The organism is Thiobacillus sp. SCUT-2 (assembly GCF_035621355.1).
GTDB classification, from domain to species: Bacteria; Pseudomonadota; Gammaproteobacteria; order Burkholderiales; family Thiobacillaceae; genus Thiobacillus; species Thiobacillus sedimenti.
In genome coordinates this window covers 2489954-2512870 of the sequence record NZ_CP141769.1, presented here as the reverse complement: position 1 = coordinate 2512870, position 22917 = coordinate 2489954, and the positions used below count along the sequence as shown (strand labels likewise).

Annotated in this window: 23 protein-coding genes; 12 read left to right on the top strand and 11 right to left on the bottom strand. The window is 67.5% G+C overall.

Annotated features, from left to right (window positions below):
* Positions 1-17 precede the first annotated feature (17 nt).
* Positions 18-764: a ferredoxin--NADP reductase gene (locus tag VA613_RS12550; RefSeq protein WP_324779355.1), complete on the top strand. Its 747-nt coding sequence runs from the start codon at positions 18-20 to the stop codon at positions 762-764.
* 42 nt (positions 765-806) lie between these two features.
* On the opposite strand, the gene VA613_RS12545 is transcribed toward VA613_RS12550, so the two are convergent.
* Genes VA613_RS12545 through VA613_RS12535 form a run of 3 tightly spaced genes read right to left on the bottom strand, consistent with a single transcriptional unit; the run spans position 807 to position 2096 of the window.
* Complete coding sequence (locus VA613_RS12545) at positions 807-1166, bottom strand: hypothetical protein (protein WP_324779354.1); 360 nt, start codon at positions 1164-1166, stop codon at positions 807-809.
* A gap of 33 nt (positions 1167-1199) precedes the next feature.
* Entirely contained in the window at positions 1200-1781 is a 582-nt protein-coding gene (locus VA613_RS12540) for a glycine zipper 2TM domain-containing protein (RefSeq protein ID WP_324779353.1), read from the bottom strand.
* Between the two features lie 33 nt (positions 1782-1814).
* Complete coding sequence (locus VA613_RS12535) at positions 1815-2096, bottom strand: hypothetical protein (protein WP_324779352.1); 282 nt, start codon at positions 2094-2096, stop codon at positions 1815-1817.
* Positions 2097-2249: 153 nt separating this feature from the next.
* Between VA613_RS12535 and VA613_RS12530 the strand changes: the two genes are divergently transcribed.
* On the top strand, positions 2250-2966 hold the full coding sequence (locus VA613_RS12530) for a response regulator (protein WP_324779351.1): 717 nt from the start codon (positions 2250-2252) through the stop codon (positions 2964-2966).
* Positions 2963-4246, top strand: a complete 1284-nt coding sequence (locus VA613_RS12525; protein WP_324779350.1) for an ATP-binding protein — start codon at positions 2963-2965, stop codon at positions 4244-4246. Before VA613_RS12530 ends, VA613_RS12525 begins: the two co-directional genes overlap by 4 nt.
* 88 nt (positions 4247-4334) lie before the next feature.
* Here VA613_RS12525 and VA613_RS12520 read toward each other — a convergent pair whose 3' ends face one another.
* Positions 4335-4466: a hypothetical protein gene (locus tag VA613_RS12520; RefSeq protein WP_324779349.1), complete on the bottom strand. Its 132-nt coding sequence runs from the start codon at positions 4464-4466 to the stop codon at positions 4335-4337.
* 23 nt (positions 4467-4489) lie between these two features.
* Positions 4490-4642 (bottom strand): hypothetical protein, encoded by a 153-nt coding sequence (locus VA613_RS12515; RefSeq protein ID WP_324779348.1) that lies wholly within the window; start codon positions 4640-4642, stop codon positions 4490-4492.
* 272 nt (positions 4643-4914) lie between these two features.
* On the opposite strand from VA613_RS12515, the gene VA613_RS12510 reads away from it, so the two are divergent.
* The 7 genes from VA613_RS12510 to gloA are packed head-to-tail and all read left to right on the top strand — an operon-like array spanning position 4915 to position 12282.
* Positions 4915-6834 (top strand): ABC-F family ATP-binding cassette domain-containing protein, encoded by a 1920-nt coding sequence (locus tag VA613_RS12510; protein ID WP_324779347.1) that lies wholly within the window; start codon positions 4915-4917, stop codon positions 6832-6834.
* Between the two features lie 55 nt (positions 6835-6889).
* Entirely contained in the window at positions 6890-7813 is a 924-nt protein-coding gene (glyQ, locus tag VA613_RS12505; RefSeq protein WP_324779346.1) for a glycine--tRNA ligase subunit alpha, read from the top strand.
* A complete protein-coding gene (gene glyS / locus VA613_RS12500; RefSeq protein WP_324779345.1) occupies positions 7813-9912 on the top strand; it encodes a glycine--tRNA ligase subunit beta in 2100 nt (699 codons plus the stop codon). Before glyQ ends, glyS begins: the two co-directional genes overlap by 1 nt.
* Before the next feature lie 10 nt (positions 9913-9922).
* Positions 9923-10465: a D-glycero-beta-D-manno-heptose 1,7-bisphosphate 7-phosphatase gene (gmhB, locus tag VA613_RS12495; protein ID WP_324779344.1), complete on the top strand. Its 543-nt coding sequence runs from the start codon at positions 9923-9925 to the stop codon at positions 10463-10465.
* Positions 10462-11184, top strand: coding sequence for a lysophospholipid acyltransferase family protein (locus VA613_RS12490; protein ID WP_324779343.1), 723 nt, complete (start codon positions 10462-10464; stop codon positions 11182-11184). The genes gmhB and VA613_RS12490 overlap by 4 nt, the downstream gene beginning before the upstream one ends.
* Positions 11165-11872: a M48 family metallopeptidase gene (locus VA613_RS12485; protein WP_324781251.1), complete on the top strand. Its 708-nt coding sequence runs from the start codon at positions 11165-11167 to the stop codon at positions 11870-11872. The genes VA613_RS12490 and VA613_RS12485 overlap by 20 nt, the downstream gene beginning before the upstream one ends.
* A 5-nt stretch (positions 11873-11877) precedes the next feature.
* Positions 11878-12282: a lactoylglutathione lyase gene (gene gloA, locus VA613_RS12480; RefSeq protein WP_324779342.1), complete on the top strand. Its 405-nt coding sequence runs from the start codon at positions 11878-11880 to the stop codon at positions 12280-12282.
* A gap of 143 nt (positions 12283-12425) precedes the next feature.
* On the opposite strand, the gene VA613_RS12475 is transcribed toward gloA, so the two are convergent.
* Positions 12426-13028, bottom strand: a complete 603-nt coding sequence (locus tag VA613_RS12475; RefSeq protein WP_324779341.1) for a DUF4202 domain-containing protein — start codon at positions 13026-13028, stop codon at positions 12426-12428.
* Between the two features lie 207 nt (positions 13029-13235).
* Here VA613_RS12475 and VA613_RS12470 point away from each other — a divergent pair, with 207 nt between their 5' ends.
* Positions 13236-14315 (top strand): alkene reductase, encoded by a 1080-nt coding sequence (locus VA613_RS12470; protein ID WP_324779340.1) that lies wholly within the window; start codon positions 13236-13238, stop codon positions 14313-14315.
* Here the strand turns inward: VA613_RS12470 and VA613_RS12465 are convergent.
* From VA613_RS12465 to VA613_RS12445, 5 genes are all read right to left on the bottom strand, one after another.
* Positions 14294-16039, bottom strand: coding sequence for a putative bifunctional diguanylate cyclase/phosphodiesterase (locus VA613_RS12465; protein ID WP_324779339.1), 1746 nt, complete (start codon positions 16037-16039; stop codon positions 14294-14296). The genes VA613_RS12470 and VA613_RS12465 overlap by 22 nt on opposite strands.
* Before the next feature lie 79 nt (positions 16040-16118).
* Positions 16119-16913, bottom strand: coding sequence for a 16S rRNA (adenine(1518)-N(6)/adenine(1519)-N(6))-dimethyltransferase RsmA (gene rsmA, locus VA613_RS12460; RefSeq protein WP_324779338.1), 795 nt, complete (start codon positions 16911-16913; stop codon positions 16119-16121).
* 256 nt (positions 16914-17169) lie between these two features.
* Positions 17170-18195 carry a 4-hydroxythreonine-4-phosphate dehydrogenase PdxA gene (gene pdxA / locus VA613_RS12455; RefSeq protein ID WP_407702847.1) on the bottom strand — a complete coding sequence of 342 codons (1026 nt, stop codon included), beginning with the start codon at positions 18193-18195 and terminating at the stop codon, positions 17170-17172.
* Positions 18170-19480 carry a peptidylprolyl isomerase gene (locus tag VA613_RS12450; RefSeq protein WP_324779336.1) on the bottom strand — a complete coding sequence of 437 codons (1311 nt, stop codon included), beginning with the start codon at positions 19478-19480 and terminating at the stop codon, positions 18170-18172. The genes pdxA and VA613_RS12450 overlap by 26 nt, the downstream gene beginning before the upstream one ends.
* A complete protein-coding gene (locus VA613_RS12445) occupies positions 19458-21728 on the bottom strand; it encodes an LPS-assembly protein LptD (protein WP_324779335.1) in 2271 nt (756 codons plus the stop codon). Before VA613_RS12445 ends, VA613_RS12450 begins: the two co-directional genes overlap by 23 nt.
* A 43-nt stretch (positions 21729-21771) precedes the next feature.
* Here VA613_RS12445 and VA613_RS12440 point away from each other — a divergent pair, with 43 nt between their 5' ends.
* Positions 21772-22779, top strand: a complete 1008-nt coding sequence (locus VA613_RS12440) for an aminoglycoside phosphotransferase family protein (protein WP_324779334.1) — start codon at positions 21772-21774, stop codon at positions 22777-22779.
* The last annotated feature ends 138 nt before the right edge of the window (positions 22780-22917 follow it).

Genomic DNA, 22917 nt, shown 5'->3' with positions numbered 1-22917 from the left:
AGACGTCAGGACATCCCATGCCTTATAGCGAACAAACCGTGCAATCGGTCCGGCCGTGGTCGGAGCGGACCTTCAGCTTCACCCTCAGCCGGCCGCAGGATTTCGTGTTCGAGAACGGCGAATTCGTCACCATTGGCCTGAAGCGTGAAGGGAAGCTGGTGGCGCGCGCGTATTCGATCGTGTCGACGGCGGCCCATGACCATCTGGAATTTCTCAGCATCCACGTGCCGGACGGGCCCCTGACCAGCCATCTCGTGAACATCCGCCCCGGCGACAGCGTGTGGGTCAACAGCAAGGCGACCGGCTCGCTGACGCGCAATCACGTACTGCCCGGACGCACCCTCTACATGCTCGCGACCGGCACCGGGCTTGCCCCGTTCATGAGCCTGATCCGCGACCCGCGACTTTATGCGCACTATGAGAGCGTGGTGCTCGTGCATTCGGTCCGTACGGTCGCCGAGCTGGCGTATCGATCGGAGATCGAGGCGCTCGCCAACCCGCAGCTGCGCTACGTCCCGACGGTCACGCGCGAAGCTTTCCCGACGCCGGAACGCGGCGGCGATCTGTTTCGCTCCGGCGAGTTGTCGCGGCGCCTGGGCCTGCCTGCCCCCGACCCCGCGCACGACCGCGTCATGATCTGCGGCAATCCGGAGATGACGCGTCAGTTGACGCATCACCTGAAGGACGCCGGCTGGACCCTGACCAACCACCGCGGCATCGGCAATTTCACCACCGAACTCGCCTTCGTCGTTCACCACGAGTGATTCGGGCGCGAGGCGCCGCTATGGCCGGCGGGCATCGCGGGTTCAGTCATCGTCGTCGTCATGATGGCGGTGGCGATGCTCCCAGCGCTCGCGTCGCCAGCCCCGGTCGTCCCAGCGGCGGTCATCCCAATCGCGCCGGTAGCCGCCGTAATAGACCCGCTCCACAGGGTAGGGCGCAGGAACCACGATGGTGCGCCCGGGATAGTAGGGCGTATGCGTCCAGTAGCGGTAGCCGCCGGATTCGTAGAGCACCCGGAAGCCGTCCGGCGCGCGCGTGCCGAACGAGATCGTGAAACTCGGTTCGACCGAGATGACGCGGCCGTAGCCATAGTCGCCGCCATGGGCGAAGCTCGCGCCTGACGCAACGAGCAGGGCGGCAGCGGTCAGCAGTTTGCGCAACATGATTCGTCTCCTTTCAGGTTCGCGACGAGGACGTCAGTTGTCCCACCGGTTGTAACGGTCGTCCCGGCGCCCGTCACGCGGGTCGTCGATCACATCGAAATTCCCGTTGAGCGTCAGCCACCTTCCCGGATCGTACGGCAGCTGGGTGGCGTAGACGCGGCCCTGGAAGCGATAGCGCACGTCGTAGCCGCTGATCACCTGGCGGTAGTCGTCGCGGACGCGGCAGCGCTCGACCTGGCGCGGGCGCGTTTCTTCGTAGCGCGTGCCGCCGCCGTTCCAGCGGTCGCCGACCACGGCGCCCGTGGCGGCGCCCACCGCGGCGGCGGCGACCCTGCCGTCGCCCTTGCCGACGGTCGAGCCGAGGAGCCCGCCGGCAATGGCGCCGAGAATCGCGCCGCCACCGCTGCCGTCGCGATAGCTGCGGGTCTCGTAGCCGACCGTTTCGGTCCAGCATTCGCGGTGTGGCTCGTTGATCGTGTCGTAGATCGGCGTGCTCGAAATCACCCGGGCGCGTGCGGTGAACCCGTCGCCCCAGCCCGGGCTGGCGAGGGCCGTGCCGCTCGCTGCGAGCAAGGCGGCGAGCAGGGCGGCGTGTTTGACAGTGCGGACTTTCATGCTTCTCTCCTGGTTGCCTCGAATAGGGGGCGGTCAGCGACGGTCACGCTGGCGGCGGTCGTCCTCGAAGCGCTGCTGCTGGCGCCGCTCGTAGCCGTAGCCGTAGCCTTGCGGTCCTTCGCGTTCGACGTCGCGGCGCAGGCCGCGGCGTTCATCGCGCCGCTCGTCGCGTCGGTCCTGGCGAATCTCTTCGCCGCGGTCACGCGCAGCCACGAGGAACATCGGGTCGGTGAAATGCGGCGCTGCCTGAACCGGGGCGGCGATCACCAGTCCCAGTGCGGCCAGCCCGACAATCCGCGTGCATCGTGTGTCCATCGTGGTCTCCATTTCCGTGGGCGGCGGGTCGGCCGGCCACGCTTCGCAGTGTGGTTGAGGAAAGTAAGCGCACTGTTTCGCGCAGGCGTGATTTTGTAACAGTGTGTAACGGGATGGGTAAGGGGCGCGCAATGGCGCTGCTATAGTTTGCGCATGGAAACGCACACCATCTACGTGACCGACGACGATCCGGGCATCCGCGAGCTGGTGGCCGAATACCTCACGAGCCAGGGCTACGCAGTCGAGACCGCGGCCGACGCGGCAGGGCTGGAACGCCTGCTGGCCGCGCGCTTGCCCGACCTCCTGGTGCTCGATTGGATGATGCCCGGCGAGGATGGCCTTTCGGTCGCACGGCGGCTGCGCGCCCAGCCCGGTTTCCCGCCCATCCTCATGCTGTCGGCCAAGGGCGAGGACATCGACCGCATCATCGGCCTCGAGGTCGGCGCGGACGACTACCTGCCCAAGCCCTTCAATCCGCGCGAACTGCTGGCGCGCATCCGGGCGGTGCTGCGGCGCCAGGATCGCGGCACGCCTGGCTCGGCTGGAGGGGAAAACCCGCGGCTCGTCCGCTTCGGCCCGTTCAGCGTCAATCTCGATGCGCGCACCCTGACCCGTGGTGATGCCGAAATTCCGCTCACCGGGGGCGAATACGAGCTGCTGGAGATCTTCGTCACCCACGCCAACCGTGCGCTCTCGCGCGATTGGCTGATGGACCAGCTGCGGGGATTCGAGCGCGACCCGTTCGACCGCAGCATCGACGTGCGGGTCAACCGGCTGCGCAAGAAGATCGAGGACGACCCGGCGAATCCGGCCTACATCCGCACGCAGCGCGGGCAGGGCTATCTGTTCGTGCCGCAGGGCAAAGGGTGAAGCTGCCCCGTTCGCTGTTCGCGCGCACCGCGCTGACGCTGGCGCTCGCCTTCGTCGTGTTCCAGGCCGCGGCGTTCTGGGTCGTTTACCGCACGCTCATCGTCCCGGTCGCCGAGCGTTCGGCCGACGATCTCGCCGGACTGATCGTCCTTTCGGCGCAGACCTGGGTCGAGCTGCCGCCGCCGACGCGCGCGGCGTTCGAGCGCGAACTGGCGCGCCGCCATGGCCTGCGCCTGACGGCGCAGGGCGTCGCAGCGACCGCGGACGCGCCGCATTTCGCCTTCCGCGCGCAGATCGAGGCAGCGCTGGGCCGCCGCATCAATGACGACGTGGTGCTGCACGGCGTGCCGGGGACGCGGGCGGTCTGGCTCGACATCCCGCTGGGCGGGCACGACCTGCATGTCGGCTTCTTTCCCGATCGCTACGCGGTCAAGCCGCCGCTCGCCGCCATCGCCGTCATCAGCCTGGGCGCATTGCTGAGCCTGCTGACCGCGGTGTTTCTGGTGCGCCGCCTCACCGTTCCGCTGGGGCGCGCCGCTGCCGCGGCGCGGCAGGTCGGCGCCGGCGAGCTGCCGGAGCCCCTGCCGGAAACCGGCCCGGCCGAACTGGCCGAGCTGGCCCGTCGCTTCAATACGATGGCGGCCGAGGTGCGGGCGCTGCTGGACAACCGGACGACGCTGCTGGCGGGGATTTCACACGATCTGCGCACGCCGATGACGCGCCTGCAGCTCAACCTGGAAATGCTGCGAGACGACCCGAGCCCGGCGCGGATCAATCGTGCAGTCGGCGATCTCGCCGAAATGAACAAGCTGATTACCGGCTACCTCGAACTGGCGCGCACGACCCAGGCGGAGCCGAAGGCGCGCTTCGATCTCGCGGGCCTGCTGGAGGAAACGGCGAGCGATGCCGGAATCGCCTGGAGCGGCGCCGCACCCTGCATGGTCGTGGCGGGGCGCCTGGCGGTGCGGCAGATCGTGTCGAACCTTGTGCAGAATGCGCAGCGCTATGGCGGCGGCACGCCCGTCGAGCTCGTTCTGGCATGCGCCGACGACGTGGTGCGGGTCATCGTCCGCGATTCCGGTGCGGGGATCCCGAACGACGAACTGGAAAAGGTGTTCCGGCCCTTCTACCGGCTGGAGACGTCACGCTCGCAGGCAACCGGCGGGACCGGGCTGGGGCTGGCGATCGTGCGCCAGCTGGCGGAGACGAATGGCTTGAAGGTGCTGCTGCACAACCGCCCGCACGGCGGGCTGGAGGCGGTGCTGGAAATTCGCCGTTGATGATTCCGGGCGGCGCAGCTTTGGTTCGCGCCCTCGCCCGCTGGCGGGAGAGGGGTGGGGAGAGGGAGACGCCGGGTTGGCCGGGGCCTCAGGTGCAGTGCACCGACGTGCGCCGCAGCACCCTGAACTCGATGAACAGCAGCGTGAGACTGAACATCGACATGCGGCAGGTGCTGCCGCTGAAGAAGCCCAGCGGCGAACGGGACAGGTTGATGCTCACGCTGGTGGTCCTTCCGACTTGCATCAGGCGGCGGGCTGGCGTGCGAACAGCGAGAACTGCACGAACAGCAGCGACAGGCTGGTGAGGCTCATGCGTTCGGTCTGGCCGTGGAACCAGGCGAAGGGCGAGGAGCTGAGTTCGAGAACCAGTTGGTTTTGGCCGAATTGCAGTTTCATGATGGACTCCTTGTCGCGGGTTGCTTGCCTCACTACGTGCAATGCCTGTGCCACCCGTCATGCGCGCCCGGATGCGAGAAAAATTCCATATGAAACAATTGCTTGAAATTTCCTCGTGAGGCTGGCGGTCGGCGTCGACGCGGGCGGTTGACGGAAAACCGTCACCCCGCGTCGAAGCGCCGGACACCCGGCGGCGCGACGCGGGACGGCTGACGTGCTCGGGTAGAATCCCGCTTTGGCCCGCGCGGGCGTATGTCGCAGGTTTCCTCCGCATGATCCTCCTCAAGAACCTCAGCCTCCGGCGCGGCGCCAAGCTCGTGCTCGACGACGCCTCGGCAGTGGTCAATCCCGGCGAGAAAGTCGGCCTGGTCGGCCGCAACGGCGCCGGCAAGTCGAGCCTGTTCGCGCTGCTCAACGGCAGCCTGCACGAGGACCACGGCGACTTTTCGATGCCGCCGCAGTGGCGGCTGGCGCAGGTGGCGCAGGACATGCCGGAAACGGCCGACTCGGCGACCGATTTTGTCATCGCCGGCGACACCCGGCTGGCCGAGGCGCGGCGCGAGGTCGCTGCGGCCGAGGCGAGCGGCGACGGCGAACGCATGGCGCACGCCTACACGGCGCTGCACGACGCGGGATCGCACGACGCGCGGGCGCGTGCGCAGGCGCTGATCCTGGGCCTCGGCTTCCAGGTGCGCGAGCTGGATCGGCCGGTGGACAGCTTCTCCGGCGGTTGGCGCATGCGGCTGCAGCTCGCGCGTGCGCTGATGTGCCCGTCTGACCTGCTGCTGCTCGACGAGCCGACCAACCACCTCGACCTCGACGCCCTGGTCTGGCTGGAAGCCTGGCTGAAAAAGTATCCGGGCACGCTGATCGTCATCAGCCATGACCGCGAATTTCTCGACGCGGTGACGAACGTCACGCTGCACATCGACAACGCCCGGCTCACCCGCTACGGCGGCAACTACAGCACCTTCGAGGAGACGCGCGCCGAGCAGCTCCTGCTGCAGCAGGCCGCCTACGCGCGCCAGCAGGACAAGATCGCCCACCTGCAGGATTTCATCGACCGCTTCAAGGCCAAGGCGAGCAAGGCCAAGCAGGCGCAGAGCCGGGTCAAGGCGCTGGAGCGCATGGAAAAGCTCGCGCCGGTGCTCACCAGCGCCGACTTCACGTTCGAATTCCGTGAGCCGCAGGCGCTGCCCAACCCCATGCTCACGCTGAACGGCGTCGCCGCCGGCTATGGCGACACCGTCATCGTGCGCCACGTCGACCGTTCCGTGCTCGCCGGCCAGCGCATCGGCATCCTCGGCGCCAACGGCCAGGGCAAGTCGACGCTGGTGAAGACCATCGCTCGCGTGCTGCCGGCGATTTCCGGTGAGATCGTCGAGGGCAGGGGCCTCAACATCGGCTACTTCGCCCAGCAGGAACTCGATGTCCTGCGCCCCGACGACACCCCGCTCGGCCACATGATCCGCCTCGCGCGCGACACCGTCGCCGTTGATTCGAGCGGCGCCTTCAGCACCCGCGAGCAGGACCTGCGCAGCTTCCTCGGCAGCTTCCAGTTCACGGGCGACATGGTCGCCCAGCCAGTCGGCACCATGAGCGGCGGCGAGAAGGCGCGGCTGGTGCTCGCCATGCTGGTATGGCAGCGGCCCAATCTCCTGCTACTGGACGAACCGACCAACCACCTCGACCTCACCACACGCGAGGCGCTGGCGGTCGCCCTCAACGAATTCGAAGGCACGCTCATGCTCGTGAGCCACGACCGCGCGCTGCTGCGCGCCGTGTGCGACGAGTTCTGGCTGGTGAGCCGCGGCGGCGTCACCGATTTTGACGGCGACCTCGACGATTACCAGCGCTACCTGCTGGAGGAAGCGAAGCGCGTGCGCGACAGCCTGAAGGCGGTCGAGATGGCGGCCAAACCGGCCGCGCCGCCGCCCGCGCCGCGGCGCCCGCCCTCCGCGGGGCGGCTCAAGGCGCTGCGCCAGAAGCTCGACAAGCTCGATGCGCGCATGGCGGAACTGCACGCGGAAAAGGACGCGCTGGAGGCGCGCCTGTCGGGCACGCTGTCGGTCGAGGCCATCACCGAGGCCGGTGGGACGCTTGCGCAGCTCAACGAGGAACTGGCGCGCGAGGAGGAGGCCTGGCTGGAATTGTCGGCCGAAATCGAGGCGCTGGAAGCCGCCGGCGCCTAGAAATCCCGCCAACCACGCTAAAATCGCGGTTTTCCCGACAAGCCGTTCAGACGACGTGAAACCCACCTTCCAGGACATCATCCTCACCCTGCAACGCTACTGGGGCGAGCGCGGCTGTGCGCTGCTGCAGCCCTACGACATGGAAGTCGGCGCCGGCACCTCGCACACCGCGACCTTCCTGCGCGCGCTCGGGCCCGAGCCGTGGAAGGCCGCCTACGTGCAGCCCAGCCGCCGTCCCAAGGACGGCCGCTACGGCGACAACCCCAACCGCCTGCAGCATTACTACCAGTTCCAGGTGGTGCTGAAACCGGCACCGGCCGACATCCTCGAGCTCTACCTCGGCTCGCTCGAGGCACTCGGTTTCGATCTCAAGCAAAACGACGTCCGCTTCGTCGAGGACGACTGGGAGAACCCCACGCTCGGCGCCTGGGGGCTGGGCTGGGAGGTGTGGCTGAACGGCATGGAAGTCACCCAGTTCACCTACTTCCAGCAGGTCGGCGGCATCGACTGCAAGCCGATTACCGGAGAGATCACTTACGGCCTCGAGCGGCTGGCGATGTACCTGCAGGGCGTCGAGAGCGTCTACGACCTCACCTGGACCGAGGGACTGACCTACCGCGACGTTTATCACCAGAACGAAGTCGAGCAGAGCGCCTACAACTTCGAGCATAGCGACGTCGACTTCCTGTTGACGGCGTTCGGCGCGCACGAGAAGAAGGCGCAGGAACTCATGGCCGCGCAGCTGGCCCTGCCGGCGTATGAACAGGTGCTGAAGGCGGCACATACCTTCAACCTGCTCGACGCGCGCGGCGCGATCTCGGTCACCGAGCGCGCCGCCTACATCGGGCGCATCCGCAACCTCGCGCGCAGCGTGGCGAAGAGCTACCTCGACAGCCGCGCACGGCTCGGCTTCCCGATGGCGCCGCGCGACTGGGCCGAGGACGTGCAGGCCATGCTGGCCAAGAAGGAGGCCGCGTAATGAGCGCGCAAAACCTCCTCGTCGAACTGTTCACCGAAGAACTGCCGCCCAAGGCGCTGAAGAGGCTGGGCGAGGCCTTCGCCTCCGCGCTTGCGGAAAGCCTGGTCGCGCAGGGCCTCGCCGAAGCGGGCGCGGCCGTTGTGAATTTCGCTTCGCCGCGCCGGCTCGGCGCCCACGTCCACGGGGTGCTGGCGCGCGCCGCCGACAAGCCGGTGTCGACCAAGCTGATGCCGGCGTCGGTCGGCCTCGATGCCAACGGCCAGGCGACGCCGGCGCTGCTGAAGCGCCTCGCTGCGCTGGGCGCTGACGCATCCGCGGTCGCGTCGCTGCGTCGCGAAGGCGAAGGCAAGAACGAGGCGCTGTTCCACGACAGCGTCGCGCCGGGCGTCGCGCTGGCCGAAGGCCTGCAAAAAGCCATCGAGGCCGCGATGGCGAAGCTGCCGATTCCCAAGGTGATGACCTATCAGCTGGCCGACGGCTGGAGCACGGTCAACTTCGTGCGCCCGGTGCATGGTCTCGTCGCGCTGCACGGCGCCGACGTCGTGCCGGTGTCGGTGCTGGGTCTCGAGGCCGGTCGCATGACGCAGGGACACCGCTTCGAGGCGCGCGCGAATCCCGTCGCGCTGACCAACGCCGATTGCTACGCGCTGCAGATGGCGACCGAGGGCGCCGTGATTGCCAGTTTCTCCGAGCGTCGTGCCGAGATCGTGCGTCAGCTCGAGGCCGCCGCTGCGCCGCTCGGCCTCACGCCGGTGGAGGACGACGCGCTGCTGGACGAAGTCTCGGCGCTGGTCGAGCGCCCCAACGTGCTCGTCGGCCAGTTCGAGGAGGCTTTCCTGGAGGTGCCGCAGGAATGCCTGATCCTCACGATGAAGGCGAACCAGAAGTATTTCCCGCTGCTCGACGCGGCGGGCAGGCTGACCAACCGTTTCCTGATCGTTTCCAACATCTCGCCCGACGATGCATCCGCGGTCATCGGCGGCAACGAGCGCGTGGTGCGTCCGCGCCTGGCCGACGCCAAGTTTTTCTTCGACCAGGACCGCAGGAAGACGCTGGCGGATCGGGTGCCGGGGCTGGCGAAAGTTGTGTATCACAACAAGCTCGGTACCCAGGGTGAGCGCAGCCAGAAGGTTGAGCTGATTGCCGTCGGGATTGCGGCGATGCTCGGAGACGAGCGGCTCGAATCGGCGGTCAGCATGGCCGCGAAACTGGCCAAGGCAGACCTGCTTACCGATATGGTCGGTGAGTTTCCCGAGCTACAGGGCATCATGGGGCGTTATTACGCGCAGCACGATGGTCTGTCCGACGACGTCGCCTTTGCAATCGAGGACCACTACAAACCACGCTTCGCTGGCGACGAACTGCCGCGCAGTGACGTCGGCGTGTGCGTGGCGCTGGCCGACAAACTTGAAACGCTGGTGGGGATGTTCGGGATCGGAGAGAAACCCACCGGCGACAAGGATCCGTTCGCGCTGCGGCGCCATGCGCTGGGTGTCATCCGCATGCTGATCGAACGCGACCTGCCGCTGAATCTTGATGCACTTCTCTTCGTGGCGGCGGGCATTCGCGGTTTCTCCGAAGACGATGCGAATCAGGTTGCCGTATTCATGTTTGAGCGTCTTTCCGGGATGCTGCGCGAGCAGGGCTATTCGGCACAGGAGGTCGATGCGGTCGTCAGTCTGCGTCCGCAACGCCTGGGCGACATTCCGAAACGGCTCACTGCTGTGCGTGCGTTTGCGGCACTGCCCGAATCCGAGAGCCTCGCCGCCGCCAACAAGCGCGTCGGCAACATCCTGAAAAAGGCCGAAGGCGAAGTGGGCGACAAAGCCGACCCGGCGCGCTTCGTCGAGGATGCGGAAAAGGCGCTGTTCGCCGCGCTCGGCGAGATCGCCCCGCAGGCCGACGCGGCCTTCGAAGCGGGGGACTACACGGCTTCGCTGCAGAAGCTCGCCGCCCTCAAGACGCCGGTCGACGCCTTCTTCGACCACGTCATGGTCAACGCCGACGATCCCGCGCTCAAGGCGAACCGGCTTGCGCTCCTGAACCAGCTGCACCGGACCATGAACCGGGTGGCGGACTTGTCGCGTCTGGCAGCGTAAACTTTCGCGCATGAAGCTCATCATTCTCGACCGCGACGGCGTCATCAATTTCGACTCCGACCAGTTCATCAAGTCGCCCGACGAATGGCGGCCCATCCCGGGCAGCCTCGAGGCGATCGCGCGGCTGACGCGCGAGGGGTGGCGCGTGGTGGTGGCGACCAACCAGTCGGGACTGGCGCGCGGGCTGTTCGAGATGGCGACGCTCAATGCGATCCACGCCAAGATGCACAAGGCGGTGGCGCAGGCGGGCGGGCGCATCGACGCCGTCTTCTACTGCCCGCATGCGGCCGACATGAACTGCGGCTGCCGCAAGCCGAAATCGGGCCTGTTCGAGGAGATCGCTGCGCGCTACGGGCGCGACCTGCACGGCGTGCCGGCGGTCGGCGACTCGCTGCGCGACCTGCTGGCCGCGGCCAGCGTCGGCGCGCGGCCGATGCTGGTGCGCACCGGCAAGGGCGAGAAGACGCTGGCGGCAGGCGGTTTTCCGGAGGGCACGCCCGTGTTCGCCGACCTCAGCGAGGCCGTCGACCACCTGCTCAAGGCCGCCGCATGAATTGGGTCCGCTCGGCGATCTTCGCGGTCCTGCAGACCGCCTTGACGATCTTCTTCAGCATGGTGGCGCTGTTCAGCTTTCCGTTCTCCGCCCATGCGCGCTACCGGCTCATCACCGGCTACAACCACATCGTGATCTGGCTCGCGCAGCAGCTGCTCGGCATCCGTTACGTCGTCGAAGGGCTGGAGCACCTGCCAAAGGAGCCCGCCATCATCCTCGCCAAGCACCAGTCGGCCTGGGAAACGGTCGCGTTCCTCTGTCTGTTTCCGCCGGTGTCCCCCGTCATCAAGCAGGAGCTGCTGAAAGTGCCGTTCTTCGGCTGGGGCTTCCGGCTGCTCAATCCGATCGCGATCGACCGCAGCGCCGGGCGCGAGGCGCTGAAGCAGATCGTCAGGCAGGGCAAGGACAAGCTCGCGCAGGGCTTCTGGGTGCTGGTGTTCCCGGAAGGCACGCGGGTCGCGCCGGGCGAGAAGGGGCGTTACGGTATCGGCGGCAGCTGGCTGGCGGCGGAAACCGGAGCGCCCATCGTGCCGGTCGCGCACAATGCAGGCGAGGTGTGGCCGCGGAATGCCTTCGTCAAGCGGCCAGGCACGGTGACCGTGCGCATCGGGCCGGCGATCCCGACCGAAGGCAAGACGGCGGCCGAGCTGACGCGCGCCGTCGAGCAGTGGATCGAAACCGAGATGGCGAGGCTCCCCCCTGCTGCCGCACACCAATAGCGGCGTCCTGCAGATCGGCGACGCTGCCGTTCCGTATCAGCTGCGCCGTTCGCGGCGTCGCCGCACGCTCGGGCTGACCGTCACCGCGCAGGAAGTGCGCATCCATGCGCCGAGCTGGACCCCCCGTGCCGAGATCGAATCCTACGTGCGGCAGCAGCGCGACTGGCTGCAGCGCGCCTGGTCACGCATGCACGCGGGCATGCAGCGGGCGGAATCGGGGGCCGCGAACGAACTGCGCTATCTGGGGCGCCGGCTCAGGCTCGATGTCCGGCACTCGCTCTTCCACGAGGTGCGGCGGGACGGTGACACGCTGCGTGTGTACGCGCCGCTGGATGCGGATGCCGGGGAACTGGTGCGCGACTGGTTGCTTGCCCGCGCCGAACGTCTGCTGGCCTGGCGGCTTGCGCGCATCGCACGCCGGCTGGGGCGCGCGCCCAGCCGCTTCGCCCTGTCCGACGCGCAGACGCAGTGGGGCAGCTGCACGCGGCGCGGCCACATCCGCCTGAACTGGCGGCTGGTGCAGGCGCCGCTGGCGCTGATCGACTACGTCGCCGCACACGAACTGGCGCACCTCGTCCATCTCGACCATTCGCCGCGCTTCTGGGCGCAGGTCGCCCAACTGTGCCCCGATGCATTGGCAAGGCGTGCCGAGTTGCGCAAAATGGGGCACTCCCTGTTTCAGGTTTGATCAACATGCGTATCCTGCACACGATGTTGCGCGTCGGCGACCTCGACCGCTCGATCGAGTTCTACACCCACGTCCTCGGCATGAAGCTCCTGCGCCGCAAGGACTATCCCGGCGGCAAGTTCACGCTGGCCTTCGTCGGCTACGATACCGAGGACAAGACGGCGGTGCTCGAGCTGACCTACAACTGGGGCGTCGACAAGTACGAGGTCGGCAGCGGCTACGGCCACATCGCGATCGAGGTCGACGACGCCTACGCCGCGTGCGACGCAGCCGCGGCCAAAGGCGGCAAGGTGCTGCGCCCGGCCGGGCCGATGTCGCACGGCACCACCGTGATCGCCTTCATCGAGGATCCCGACGGCTACCCGATCGAGTTCATCCAGAAGGGCACGGCGGGGTGGAGTGGGGGGTGAGTGGCAAGCGTAAGTGGTAAGCGGTAAGCGGTCAGCGGTCAGCGGTCAGCGGTCAGCGGTCAGCAGAGAATCCTGTCCGCTCCCCGCTCCCCGCTCCCCGCTCCCCGCTCCCCGCTCCCCGCTCCCCGCTCCCCGCTCCCCGCTCACCGCTCACCGCTCACCGCCTTCGTAATCAGCGGCACCAGCGGCTCGGGCAGCCGGATCCTGCCGGCCAGCGCGAAATCCTGCGCGGACTTCGACATCTTGCCCCAGGTGCGGCGAATGATCTGCAGCCATTTCTCCTCGTCGTACTCGGGCTTGCTCTGCGCGAAGGCCAGCATGTAGTGCTCGATGAAGACGAGGTTGGCCGTGTCCTCCAGCATCTGCGAATCGGGATTGACCTTGATGCCGCGCTTGCCGACCGCCTTCTTCACGCGTTCGATCATGGCTTCGTCGTAGCCGGCCTGGCGCATCAGTTCGCCGGCGGTGTCGGCGTGGAAGGTATAGAGGCCGGTGCGCCACGCGTGATAGCCCTCCTTGTTCATCGGATAGCTGCTGCGCGGCACCGTCCAGCGCCGGATGTGCTGGGCGCGCACGGCCAGCTGCGCTGCTTCTGAGGCGTCCGGCGCGAAGCGGGCGAGCATCTCCGACATGCGCCGGCCGTACAGGAGCTCCTTCGGCTGGCCTTCGTCCAGGTTGGGATCCTCGGCATTGGCGGCATCGAACAGGGCCAGGGTGCGTTCGAAGCGTTCGCGGTTCTCGATCATGCGTGTCCTTGAAGGTGGATTCAGTTGTCCCGGCGATGCGGCCTTGTCTGGTGCACTCGGCGGAGCCTGGGGCGCGTGCGCGCGATTGCGGGCAAGGCGCAGCGCGCCGTCGGGATCCGGCGGGAACTCGCGGAATCGCGGAGGGTCGCATCGGGCACACGTTGACCCCTCGCGCGCCCCCACGGCGCCCTCACAAGGATACCGTCTATGAGCGATCTCTTCTCGCCTGCGCGCTTCGGCGCCATCGAGCTTCCCAACCGCATCGTCATGTCCTCGCTGACCCGCAACCGGGCCGGTGCCGGCAACGTACCGACGCCGCTCGTCGCGGAATACTACCGTCAACGCGCATCGGCCGGGCTGATCCTCACCGAGGCCTCGCCGATCTGCGCCGAAGGCCACGGCTATCCGCGCACGCCGGGAATTCACACGCCCGAACAGATCGCCGGCTGGAAGGCGGTGACCGCGGCGGTCCACGGCGCAGGCGGCCGCATCGCACTGCAGCTGTGGCACGTGGGGCGGATCTCGCATCCCGACCTGCAGCCGGGCGGCGGGCGGCCGGTGGCGCCGTCGGCGATCCGGCCGGCGGGGCAGGTCTATACCGGCACGGCAATGAAGGACTTCGTCACGCCACGCGCGCTGGAAACCGCGGAACTGCCCGGCGTCGTCGAAGCCTACGCCCGCGCCGCGCGCAACGCCATGGAGGCGGGTTTCGACGGCGTCGAGGTGCATGCCGGCAATGGCTATCTGCTCGACCAGTTCCTGCGTTCGTCGACCAACCGGCGCAGCGACGCTTACGGTGGCGGCAAGGAAAACCGGGCGCGCCTGCTACTGGAGGTGATGGAGGGGGTTTGCCGGACGGTCGGCCATGACCGCGTCGGTGTGCGCTTGTCCCCGGTGACGACGTTCAACGACATCGCCGACGACGATCCGCAGGCCACTTTCGAGTATGTGGTGACGCAGCTCAACCCCCTGAAGCTGGCGTTCCTGGACATCCTGCAGGGGACGGGCGGCGCGCCGCGCGAGCAGTGGGTGCCCTTCGACTACGCGCGGTTGCGTGCGCTCTACGTCGGCAACCTGGTTCTCAACAACGGCTACGATTTCGCGACCGCGCAGGTGGAAATCCGCGCGGGTGCCGCCGACGCCATCGCCTTCGGCCGCCTGTTGCTTGCCAATCCCGACCTCGTCGAGCGCTTTCGCCGCGGTGCGCCGCTCAATGCCCCGGATGGGCAGACGTTCTACAGCGGCGAAGAAAGAGGGTATACGGACTATCCCTTCCTGCCTGGCTGAGGAGCGGGATCCGCGGCCAGGGGCGCCGGCCGGTGGATCGCATACCCCTGGGCATAGTCCACGCCGACGGCGCGCAGCTTCTCGAGGATTGCGTCGCTCTCGACGAATTCGGCGACCGTTCGCAGGCCGAGGGCGCGGCCGATCCGCGCGATCGCCTCGACCATCGTGAGGTCCGCCGCATCCTCGACGATGTTGCGGACCAGGGCGCCGTCGATCTTGAGCGAATCGACCGGCAGGTTCTTCAGGTAGCTGAACGAGGACATGCCGCTGCCGAAATCGTCCAGCGCGAACCGGCAGCCGAAATTCTGGAGACGCTGCATCACCTCGCGCACGCGGGCGAAATTGGCCACCGCGACCGTCTCGGTGATCTCGAAACAGAGTGCGGTGGTGGGAATCGCGGTGCGCCTCAGGGCGTCTTCAAGAAAGACGAGGAAGCGGTCGTCGTTGAGACTGGCCCCCGACAGATTGATCGCGCAATGCGCCGGCATGCCTTGATGCGGACGGCCGCATTCCCCGCCGAGCAACAGATGCTGGATCACCCAGCGGTCGATGGCGGGCATCAGGCCATAGCGCTCGGCGGCGGGAAAGAAGCGAGCCGGTGCGACGATTTCGCCGTTCTCGTCGACCAGGCGCAGCAGCATCTCGACATGCACGCCGTCGGCGTCGTCCGTGTCGCGGAGACCGAGGATGCGCTGGTGCCAGATCTGGAAGCGGTTCTCCTCCAGCGCCTTCTGCAAGCGGGCGACCCAGGCCATTTCCTGGCGCTTGTCCTTGCTGGCGGCGCCCTCGGAATACAGCTGGGCACGGTTGCGTCCTTGATCCTTGGCGACGTGGCAGGCGGCATCGGCCGCGCTCAAGGCCTCTTCGGCCGAGGGGATGTCGCGATTGATCGCGCAGACGCCGACGCTGGCGGTGATTTCGAAGGGCCGGCCATCCCAGGTGAAGCGATGGGCGGCGACGTCCTCGCACAGCGATCGCGCCACCTTCATCGCCTCCTCGATCGGGCGGTCGTGCAGCAGCAGGCCGAATTCGTCGCCCCCCAGGCGGGCGACGAGATCGGCGGAGCCGGCCAGCTTCTTCAGGCGCATGCCGATCTGGTGCAGCAATTCGTCGCCGGCCGCGTGGCCGCAGGTGTCGTTCACGACCTTGAACTGGTCGAGATCCACGTAGAGAAGCGCATGCGGCACGGCGCCGGCGTGCTGCGCGTTGACCAGCGTGCGCAGCCGTTGCCGGAACGCGCGGCGGTTGAAGAGTCCCGTCAGGTCGTCGTGGCTGGCAAGGTGCTGCAGTGCCGTTTGCAGCATTTTCTGTTCGGTGGTGTCGCGCACGATGCCGATCACCAACTCGCCGTCTTCCAGGTGGACGCGGTTCATGCCGATCTCCACCCAGCGGGTGTCGCCGCGTGGCGGCCGGATTTCCACTTCGAAGCGCACTGCCTGTCCCTGGGCCGCAGCGGCAAACTGATGACGGAATTGCGATGCGGTCGCGGCGGATCCGAACAGGTCGGTGATCGGGATGCGCTGGCCATGGGCGGTCAGCTCGGCCTCGCTCATTCCCAGCCACTGCGCCAGGACCGGGTTCGCGACGTGGAACTTCATCTCGTCGCACAGCACGAAAATGCCGTCGTTCGCGCTGTCGATGTAGGCGCGGAGCAGCGCACGCTCGATGTCGGGCTCGAGGAATGGCATTTTTGGCGTCGGCGCACCCGCAGGCGTGATGTTCATAGCGATGATTGAAGGACCCACCCCATAACGGATAGCGGTGTCCGAATCTTGAGGCAGGTCGGCGGCGTCCGCGCAGGCGTCAGGCGGCGGGCGCCCGGGCCGCGAGATGGCGGGCGATGGCTTCGTAGTCGGCCAGCGGCAGTGCCTCGGCGCGCAGGCCCGGATCGATCCCCAGCGCGGCAAGATCCTCCGCCCGCATCAGGGCGCCGAGGGTGTTCCGGAGCGTCTTGCGCCGCTGCGAGAACGCCGTCGCGACCACCCTGGCGAACAGCGCCTCGTCGAGCGGAACGATTTCAGATGCGGATTTCGGGATCAGACGCACCACGGCGGAGTCGACCTTGGGCGGCGGCTCGAACGCGCCGGGCGGCACGTCGAGCAGCCACGCCATGTGGAAGCGCCGCTGCAGCATGACCGACAGCCGGCCATAGTCGGCGCCGCCCGGTGCGGCGACCATGCGCGCGACGACTTCCTTCTGCAGCATGAAGTGCATGTCGCGGATGTGTGGCGCGAAGGCCATCAGGTGGAACAGCAGCGGGCTGGAGATGTTGTACGGCAGGTTGCCGACCACGCGGACGTCGTTGCCGAGGCTGCCGAAGTCGAATTTCAGCGCGTCGCCGGCGTGGATCGTGAGGCGCTCGGCCGGCCACGCCTTCTGCAGGCGCGCGATGATGTCGCGGTCGAGCTCGACCGCGTGCAGGTGCGGCAGGCGCTCCAGCAGGGGGCGGGTCAGGGCGCCGAGGCCGGGGCCGATTTCGACGACGGTCTCGCCGGGCTGCGGGCGGACGGCCTCGACGATCGCATGGATGATCCCTTGGTCGACGAGGAAGTTCTGGCCGAAGCGCTTGCGGGGAATGTGGTTAACCGTTTTGGGCATCACTTTCGCTCCCTCCCCCATTTGGGGGGAGGGTTGGGGAGAGGGCAAGCGCAGCGCTCGGTCTGGGCATCACGTTTGCCCCCTCGCCCCCTTGGGGGAGAGGGTCGGGGAGAGGGGGGCATAGGGTTCTCGGTGAGTGGTAAGCGGTAAGCGGTGAGTGGTGAGTGGTGAGTCGTGAGTGGTGAGTGGTGAGTGGTGAGTGGTGAGTGGTGAGTGGTGAGTGGTGAGTGGGATGGCGCTTTTATCGGCTCACTGCTTACCGCTCACTGCTCGCCATCTCCAGCGCCATCTCGATCGCGGCCAAAAGGCTGCCGACCTCGGCCCGCCCGCTGCCTGCGAGATCGAGCGCGGTGCCGTGGTCGACCGAGGTGCGGATGAAGGGCAGGCCCAGCGTGACGTTCACGCCGGCGCCGAAGCTGGCGTACTTGAGCACCGGCAGGCCCTGGTCGTGATACATCGCCAGCACGGCGTCGCAGGGTTCGTGGCGGATGCGCGAAAAGAGCGTGTCCGCGGGTTGCGGGCCGACGAGATCCATGCCCTCGTGGCGCAATCGTTCGAGCACGGGCGCGATGATGTCGATTTCCTCGCGCCCCAGGTGGCCGGCTTCGCCGGCGTGCGGGTTGAGCCCCGCGACGGCGATGCGTGGCGCCGCGATGCCGAACTTGCGCTGCAGGTCGGCGTGCAGGATGCGGATGACTTCCGCCAGCAGCGGCGCGGTGATCGCATCCGCCACATCGCGCAAGGGCAGGTGGGTGGTGGCGAGTGCGACGCGCAGCCCGCCGCCCACGAGCATCATCACGACCCGCCCGGTGCCGCTGTGGTCGGCCAGATATTCGGTGTGGCCGGTGAAGGCGAAGCCGGCGTCGTTGATGACGCCCTTGTGCACGGGGGCCGTGACCATCGCGTCGTACGAGCCGTTCATGCAGCCTGCGAGCGCGGCGTCGAGGAGCGCCAGCACGTGTGCGCTGTTGTCACTGTCCAGCGTACCCGGCGTCACGCGCGAGGCGGCCGGGATATGGCGGACGTGCAGGGCGCCGGGACGATGCGCCGGGACCGCGTCGCCGGCCTCGAATTCGACCGCGATGCCGAGCCGGGCGGCCCGGCTGCGCAGCACCTCGAGATCGCCGAGAACCGAGAGCCGGCAGGGCAGCGCCTGCTGTGACAGGGCGACGCAGAGGTCCGGGCCGACGCCGGCAGGCTCGCCCGCGGTGACCGCGATCAGCGGCAGGGGCACGGTCTCGCGCGGGCTCGAAGGTTCAGTCGATGGGGCGGATTTCCACATAGGCCGCATCGCGGATCTGCCGCACCCAGTCCTGGAAGGCTTCGTCCGCCTTGCGCTCGCGGATCGCCTGGCGCGCGAGCAGCCGTTGGCGCTCCTGCGTGACGTCCTGGGTCCGCCGGTCGAGTACCTGGATCAGGTGCCAGCCGAACGGCGTGTGCACCGGATCGCTGATCTCGCCCGGCTTCAGGGCGTTCATGGCCTTCTCGAATTCCGGCACCGTGTCGCCCGGGTTCACCCAGCCGAGATCGCCGCCCTTGGATGCGCTGCCGTCCTCGGACTGCAGGCGCGCCAGTTCGTCGAACTTCGCGCCGTTCTCGATGCGCTCCTTGAGCTGCAGCAGGCGGTTGCGGGCGTCGGCCTCCGAGGTGAGCTCGTTGGTCTTGATCAGGATGTGGCGGACGTGCGTCTGCGTGACCTGGAGGGTGGCGTCGAGCCCGCGCTTGTCGATCAGCTTGAGGATATGGAAGCCGTTGCCGCTCGTCAGGATGGGGCTGACCTGCCCCGGTTGCAGCTGCTTGAGCGCGTCGGCGAACAGCGTCGGGATCTTGCCGCTGGCCCGCCAGCCGAACACGCCGCCCTGCAAGGCGTTGGGCGCGTCGGAATAGCTCGCGGAGAGCTGGCCGAAATCGGCGCCCTTGGCGAGCTGCGCGAGGATGTTCTCGGCGCGGCTCCGGCGCGCCTGGATCTGTTCGGGCGTGGCATTCTCGGGAACGGCCACGAGGATGTGCGCGAAGTTGTATTCGGTCTCCACGCCCTGCCGGGCCTGCGTCTGCAGGTAGCCGTCGATTTCCGCGTCGCTCACGGTGATGCGGTTGTCGACGTCGCGCTCGCGCGCGCGGGCGATGAGCAGCTCATTGCGGATGGTGGCGCGCATGCCGTCGAGGCTCTGTCCTTCCTTGGCCAGCGCCGCGGCCAGGCCCGCCATGTCGAGGTGGTTCTGCGCCGCGATGCGCTGCAGGGCACGCTCGACCTGCGTCGGGTCGATGCGGATGCCGGTGGCCTTGGCGTGCTGGCGCAGCGCAAGCTCGGTGACCATGCGCTCGAGCAACTGCTTTTCGAGCACGTCGCGCGGCGGCAGCGGCGTATTCTGGCGCTCGAGGTTGCGCACCACCTCGTCGTAGCGCGTCGCGAGTTCCTGGCGGGTGATGACCTCGTCGTTGACGACGGCGACGATGCGGTCGAGGTCCTGGACGGCGGCATGGGCCGGCACCAGGGTCGACACGGCGAGCAGCAGCGCCAGGGCCCACTGCGGGCAGCGCCATTCAGGGCGTTTGAACAAGTTCATTGCTAGGCCTGTATCCGGGAACAGAGTGTTTCAGAACGTCGAGCGGGTTGGAGCCGATGCGGCCCATTCCGTTCAATTCGAGCTGGATGAAGAACGCCTCGGTGGACTGGTCGGCCTTGGTGGCAAGGCGTTGCAGCACGCCGCGCAGCGACCAGCACCCCGCATTGTATTCAAACCCGGCCAGGCCTTCGACCAGCTTGGCGTCCTTGAACGAGTAGTTGTAGCGGAACATGCCGTACCAGCGGTGGCCGAGCGGCCATTGCGCGGAGATGTCGACCTGCTCCGTGGTCTGGTCGATGAAGCGGTAACCGAGGTTCAGCACGCGTCCGGGGCCGGGGCGATAGGAGGCGGCGAGGTTCTGGCGGATCGTGGCGCCGGTCTGGGTGTCGAACTGCCAGGCGGTGTCGATGCGCCAGGCGCGCGTGATCTGGCCGCTGACGGCTGCAAGCAGGTCGGTGGCGTTGCTGGTGCGCACCGGGTCGCCGGGATTGAGGGTCACCTGCTGGGTGCTGAAGTAGTAGCGCTGGCCGAGCGTGACCTGCAGCCGCTCGAGGCCGCTGGCGGCTTCGGTGAAGCGGCTGGTGACGGCGAGCGTCAGCTGGTTGGCGTCGTTGACGCGGTCGCCGCCGATGAACTGGTTCTCGGTGAACATCTGCGCGTAGCTGAAGTCGAGCAGCGCGGTGTCGAACACCGGGATGTTGGACTGGTCGCGGTAGGGCGCGTAGACGTAGTAGGCGCGGGGCTCCAGCGTCTGCTGGTAATCCTGGTCGGCGAAGCGGAACGGGCGCTCGAAGGTGACGCCGCTGTCGAGGCTGAGGATCGGCAGGTTGCGGGTGACGTGCTGCGGCTGGGACGGCGCGGAGTTGTCGAGTGCGTAGTAGGTGCTGTGCCAGCCGATCTGCGGCGTGAGGTAGCCGAAGGAATTGGTGAGCGGCATGCGCAGCGTGGGATAGGCCAGCACCCGCGTGCCCTCCACCAGCGTCGGGTGGGCGAAGCGCGTCGCCTCGCTGGCGAGGTGGAATTCCAGTCCGTTGCCGAAGACCTTGTTGACGCCGAGCAGCGCCTGCGGCAGGCGCGCGTAAGGCTCCAGGATCGGGGTGGACGAGGTCGAATCCTGCAGCGTCTGGAAGCTCTGCGCGCGCAGTTCCGCGGTCCAGTTGGGATGGCGGGTGGTCAGCCAGGCCTCGTGGTCGAGGTGGGTGGTCGACGTCGCGGCGAGCAGGTTGGAAAGGTCGCGGAAATAGTCGTCGTCGGACACGCGATTGAACAGCATGCCGGCCTCGGTCGCAGGGCTGATGCGGTAGATGTTGTTGAGCGCGACGCTCCAGCGGGAGCGGTTGGCCACGCTGTCGTTGGGCAGGTACTCGAAGCGGTTCACGCCATGGAAATCGCTCAGCAGATAGCGGAATTCGGTACCGAGCTGCATCCCGCGCTTCGACATCAGCCGCGGATAGAGCGTGGCGTCGTAGTTCGGCGCCAGGTTGAGGTAGTACGGCAGCAGGATGTCGAGGCCGCTTCGTTGCGTGGTGCCGATGGTCGGCGTCAGCACGCCGGTCTTGCGCGCATTGTCGAGCGGGAAATCGACCCAGGGCGTGTACAGGATCGGCACGCCGAGAAAATGCAGCGAGGCGTTGCGCGCCGTTCCCACGTTGCGGTTGCGGTCGATGTCGAGGTCCCCCACCTTGAGGAACCAGTCGTCGTTGCCGATCGGACACGTCGTATAGATCGCATGCTTCAGCGTGCACTGCTGCTCGTTGAGGAAGTCGATGCGATCCGCATGGCCGCGCCCGGGCTGAGGGGGCGCCACCGGTGCGGCGCCTGTGACGGTCTCGTCGGCACGGCCGGCCCGCGTGCGTCCGGGCTGCGCCGTGAACCGGTAGACCGGCTGAACGAGCTCGCCGCTGTAGTCGCCGAGGTTGAACTTCAGCGAATCCCCCGTCACGACCAGGGCCGGCTGTTCCAGGCGGACATGGCCGCGCGCCCGGACCTGGTCCTGCGTGAGGTCGTAGAGCAGCCAGTCGGCGTAGAAATTCTGTCCCGCCTGCCGGGCCTCGACGTCACCGGTCGCCTCGACGACGTTGGGGGCGGTCGTCTCGATGCGGTCGGCCGTCAGGAAAAGCGGTCCTTCCTTGCCGGCGGCGGTCGATCCCTTCAGCTCGACGTCCTTCTTGAGGACGAGCCCGTCCGCGGCCGCGGAACCGGCGGTCAGCAGCAGCGCGACGAGCGTAAAGCCGGGCAGGGTGGACAAGCGTTGTAAAATCCGCAGGTTCGTTATTCGGAGCAGGTTCGCAGTGGAACGTTTGCAGGCATTACAGGACTGGGCCGCCCGACAGTTGGGGGGGGATTCCCTGGATATCGCCCCCGCGTCGGCCGACGCCAGCTTTCGCCGTTATTTTCGCGTCTCTGCCAAAGGCCGCGATTATATCGTGATGGACGCGCCGCCGGCGCACGAGGATTGCCGGCCCTTCATCGCGGTCGCCCGGCTGTTCGGCGACGCGGGCGTGCACGTGCCGCAGGTGCTGGCGCAGGATCTGGAGCAGGGCTTCCTGCTGCTGACCGATCTCGGCAGCACAACCTATCTGTCGGCGCTCGACGAAGCCGCCGCCGATCGGGGCGTCGCGCGCGAGCTCTATCTGGCGTCGAACGACGCGCTGATCCGCATCCAGCAGGCGAGCCGCCCGGGCGTGCTGGCGGAATACGACCGTGCGCTCCTGACCCGCGAGCTGATGCTGTTCCCCGAGTGGTACGTCGCGAAACACCTCGGCGTCGCGATGACGGAGCAGCAGAAGGCCGTCCTCGAGACCGTGTTCGAGCGCCTCCTCGCCAACAACCTGGCTCAGCCGCAGGTCTTTGTCCACCGCGACTGGCATTCGCGCAACCTGATGGTGTCGGACCCCAATCCGGGCATTCTCGACTTCCAGGATGCCGTCTACGGCCCGATCACCTATGATCTTGCGTCGATCTACCGCGACGCCTACATCCAGTGGGACGAGGAACAGCAGCTCGACTGGGTGATCCGTTACTGGGAGAAGGCGCGTGCGGCCCGCCTGCCGGTGCGGCAGGACTTCGGCGACTTCTGGCGCGACTTCGAATGGATGGGCGCGCAGCGTCACATCAAGGTGCTTGGCATCTTCGCGCGCCTGTATCACCGCGACGGCAAGGACGGCTACCTCAAGGACATGCCGCTGGTCATGCATTACCTGCGCAAGGTGTGCGAGCGCTACGACGAGCTGAAGCCGATGCTGTTCCTGCTGGATGGATTGGAGAATCGGGATGTGAAGGTGGGGTATACGTTCTAGCGGTGAGCGGTGAGCGGTGAGGGGTGAGTGGTGAGTGGTGAGTGGTGAGCGGTGAGCGGTGAGCGGTGAGGGGTGAGTGGTGAGTGGTGAGTGGTGAGTGGTGAGTGGTGAGTGGTGAGTGGTGAGTGGTGAGTGGTG

Excerpts from the sequence above, each read along its gene's own strand:
- VA613_RS12550 (WP_324779355.1), top strand. The coding sequence starts at position 18 with ATGCCTTATAGCGAACAAACCGTGCAATCGGTCCGGCCGTGGTCGGAG.
- VA613_RS12545 (WP_324779354.1), bottom strand. The coding sequence starts at position 1,166 with ATGTTGCGCAAACTGCTGACCGCTGCCGCCCTGCTCGTTGCGTCAGGC.
- VA613_RS12540 (WP_324779353.1), bottom strand. The coding sequence starts at position 1,781 with ATGAAAGTCCGCACTGTCAAACACGCCGCCCTGCTCGCCGCCTTGCTC.
- VA613_RS12535 (WP_324779352.1), bottom strand. The coding sequence starts at position 2,096 with ATGGACACACGATGCACGCGGATTGTCGGGCTGGCCGCACTGGGACTG.
- VA613_RS12530 (WP_324779351.1), top strand. The coding sequence starts at position 2,250 with ATGGAAACGCACACCATCTACGTGACCGACGACGATCCGGGCATCCGC.
- VA613_RS12515 (WP_324779348.1), bottom strand. The coding sequence starts at position 4,642 with ATGAAACTGCAATTCGGCCAAAACCAACTGGTTCTCGAACTCAGCTCC.
- VA613_RS12510 (WP_324779347.1), top strand. The coding sequence starts at position 4,915 with ATGATCCTCCTCAAGAACCTCAGCCTCCGGCGCGGCGCCAAGCTCGTG.
- glyS (WP_324779345.1), top strand. The coding sequence starts at position 7,813 with ATGAGCGCGCAAAACCTCCTCGTCGAACTGTTCACCGAAGAACTGCCG.
- gmhB (WP_324779344.1), top strand. The coding sequence starts at position 9,923 with ATGAAGCTCATCATTCTCGACCGCGACGGCGTCATCAATTTCGACTCC.
- VA613_RS12490 (WP_324779343.1), top strand. The coding sequence starts at position 10,462 with ATGAATTGGGTCCGCTCGGCGATCTTCGCGGTCCTGCAGACCGCCTTG.
- gloA (WP_324779342.1), top strand. The coding sequence starts at position 11,878 with ATGCGTATCCTGCACACGATGTTGCGCGTCGGCGACCTCGACCGCTCG.
- VA613_RS12475 (WP_324779341.1), bottom strand. The coding sequence starts at position 13,028 with ATGATCGAGAACCGCGAACGCTTCGAACGCACCCTGGCCCTGTTCGAT.
- VA613_RS12470 (WP_324779340.1), top strand. The coding sequence starts at position 13,236 with ATGAGCGATCTCTTCTCGCCTGCGCGCTTCGGCGCCATCGAGCTTCCC.
- VA613_RS12465 (WP_324779339.1), bottom strand. The coding sequence starts at position 16,039 with ATGAACATCACGCCTGCGGGTGCGCCGACGCCAAAAATGCCATTCCTC.
- rsmA (WP_324779338.1), bottom strand. The coding sequence starts at position 16,913 with ATGCCCAAAACGGTTAACCACATTCCCCGCAAGCGCTTCGGCCAGAAC.
- pdxA (WP_407702847.1), bottom strand. The coding sequence starts at position 18,195 with ATGTGGAAATCCGCCCCATCGACTGAACCTTCGAGCCCGCGCGAGACC.
- VA613_RS12450 (WP_324779336.1), bottom strand. The coding sequence starts at position 19,480 with ATGAACTTGTTCAAACGCCCTGAATGGCGCTGCCCGCAGTGGGCCCTG.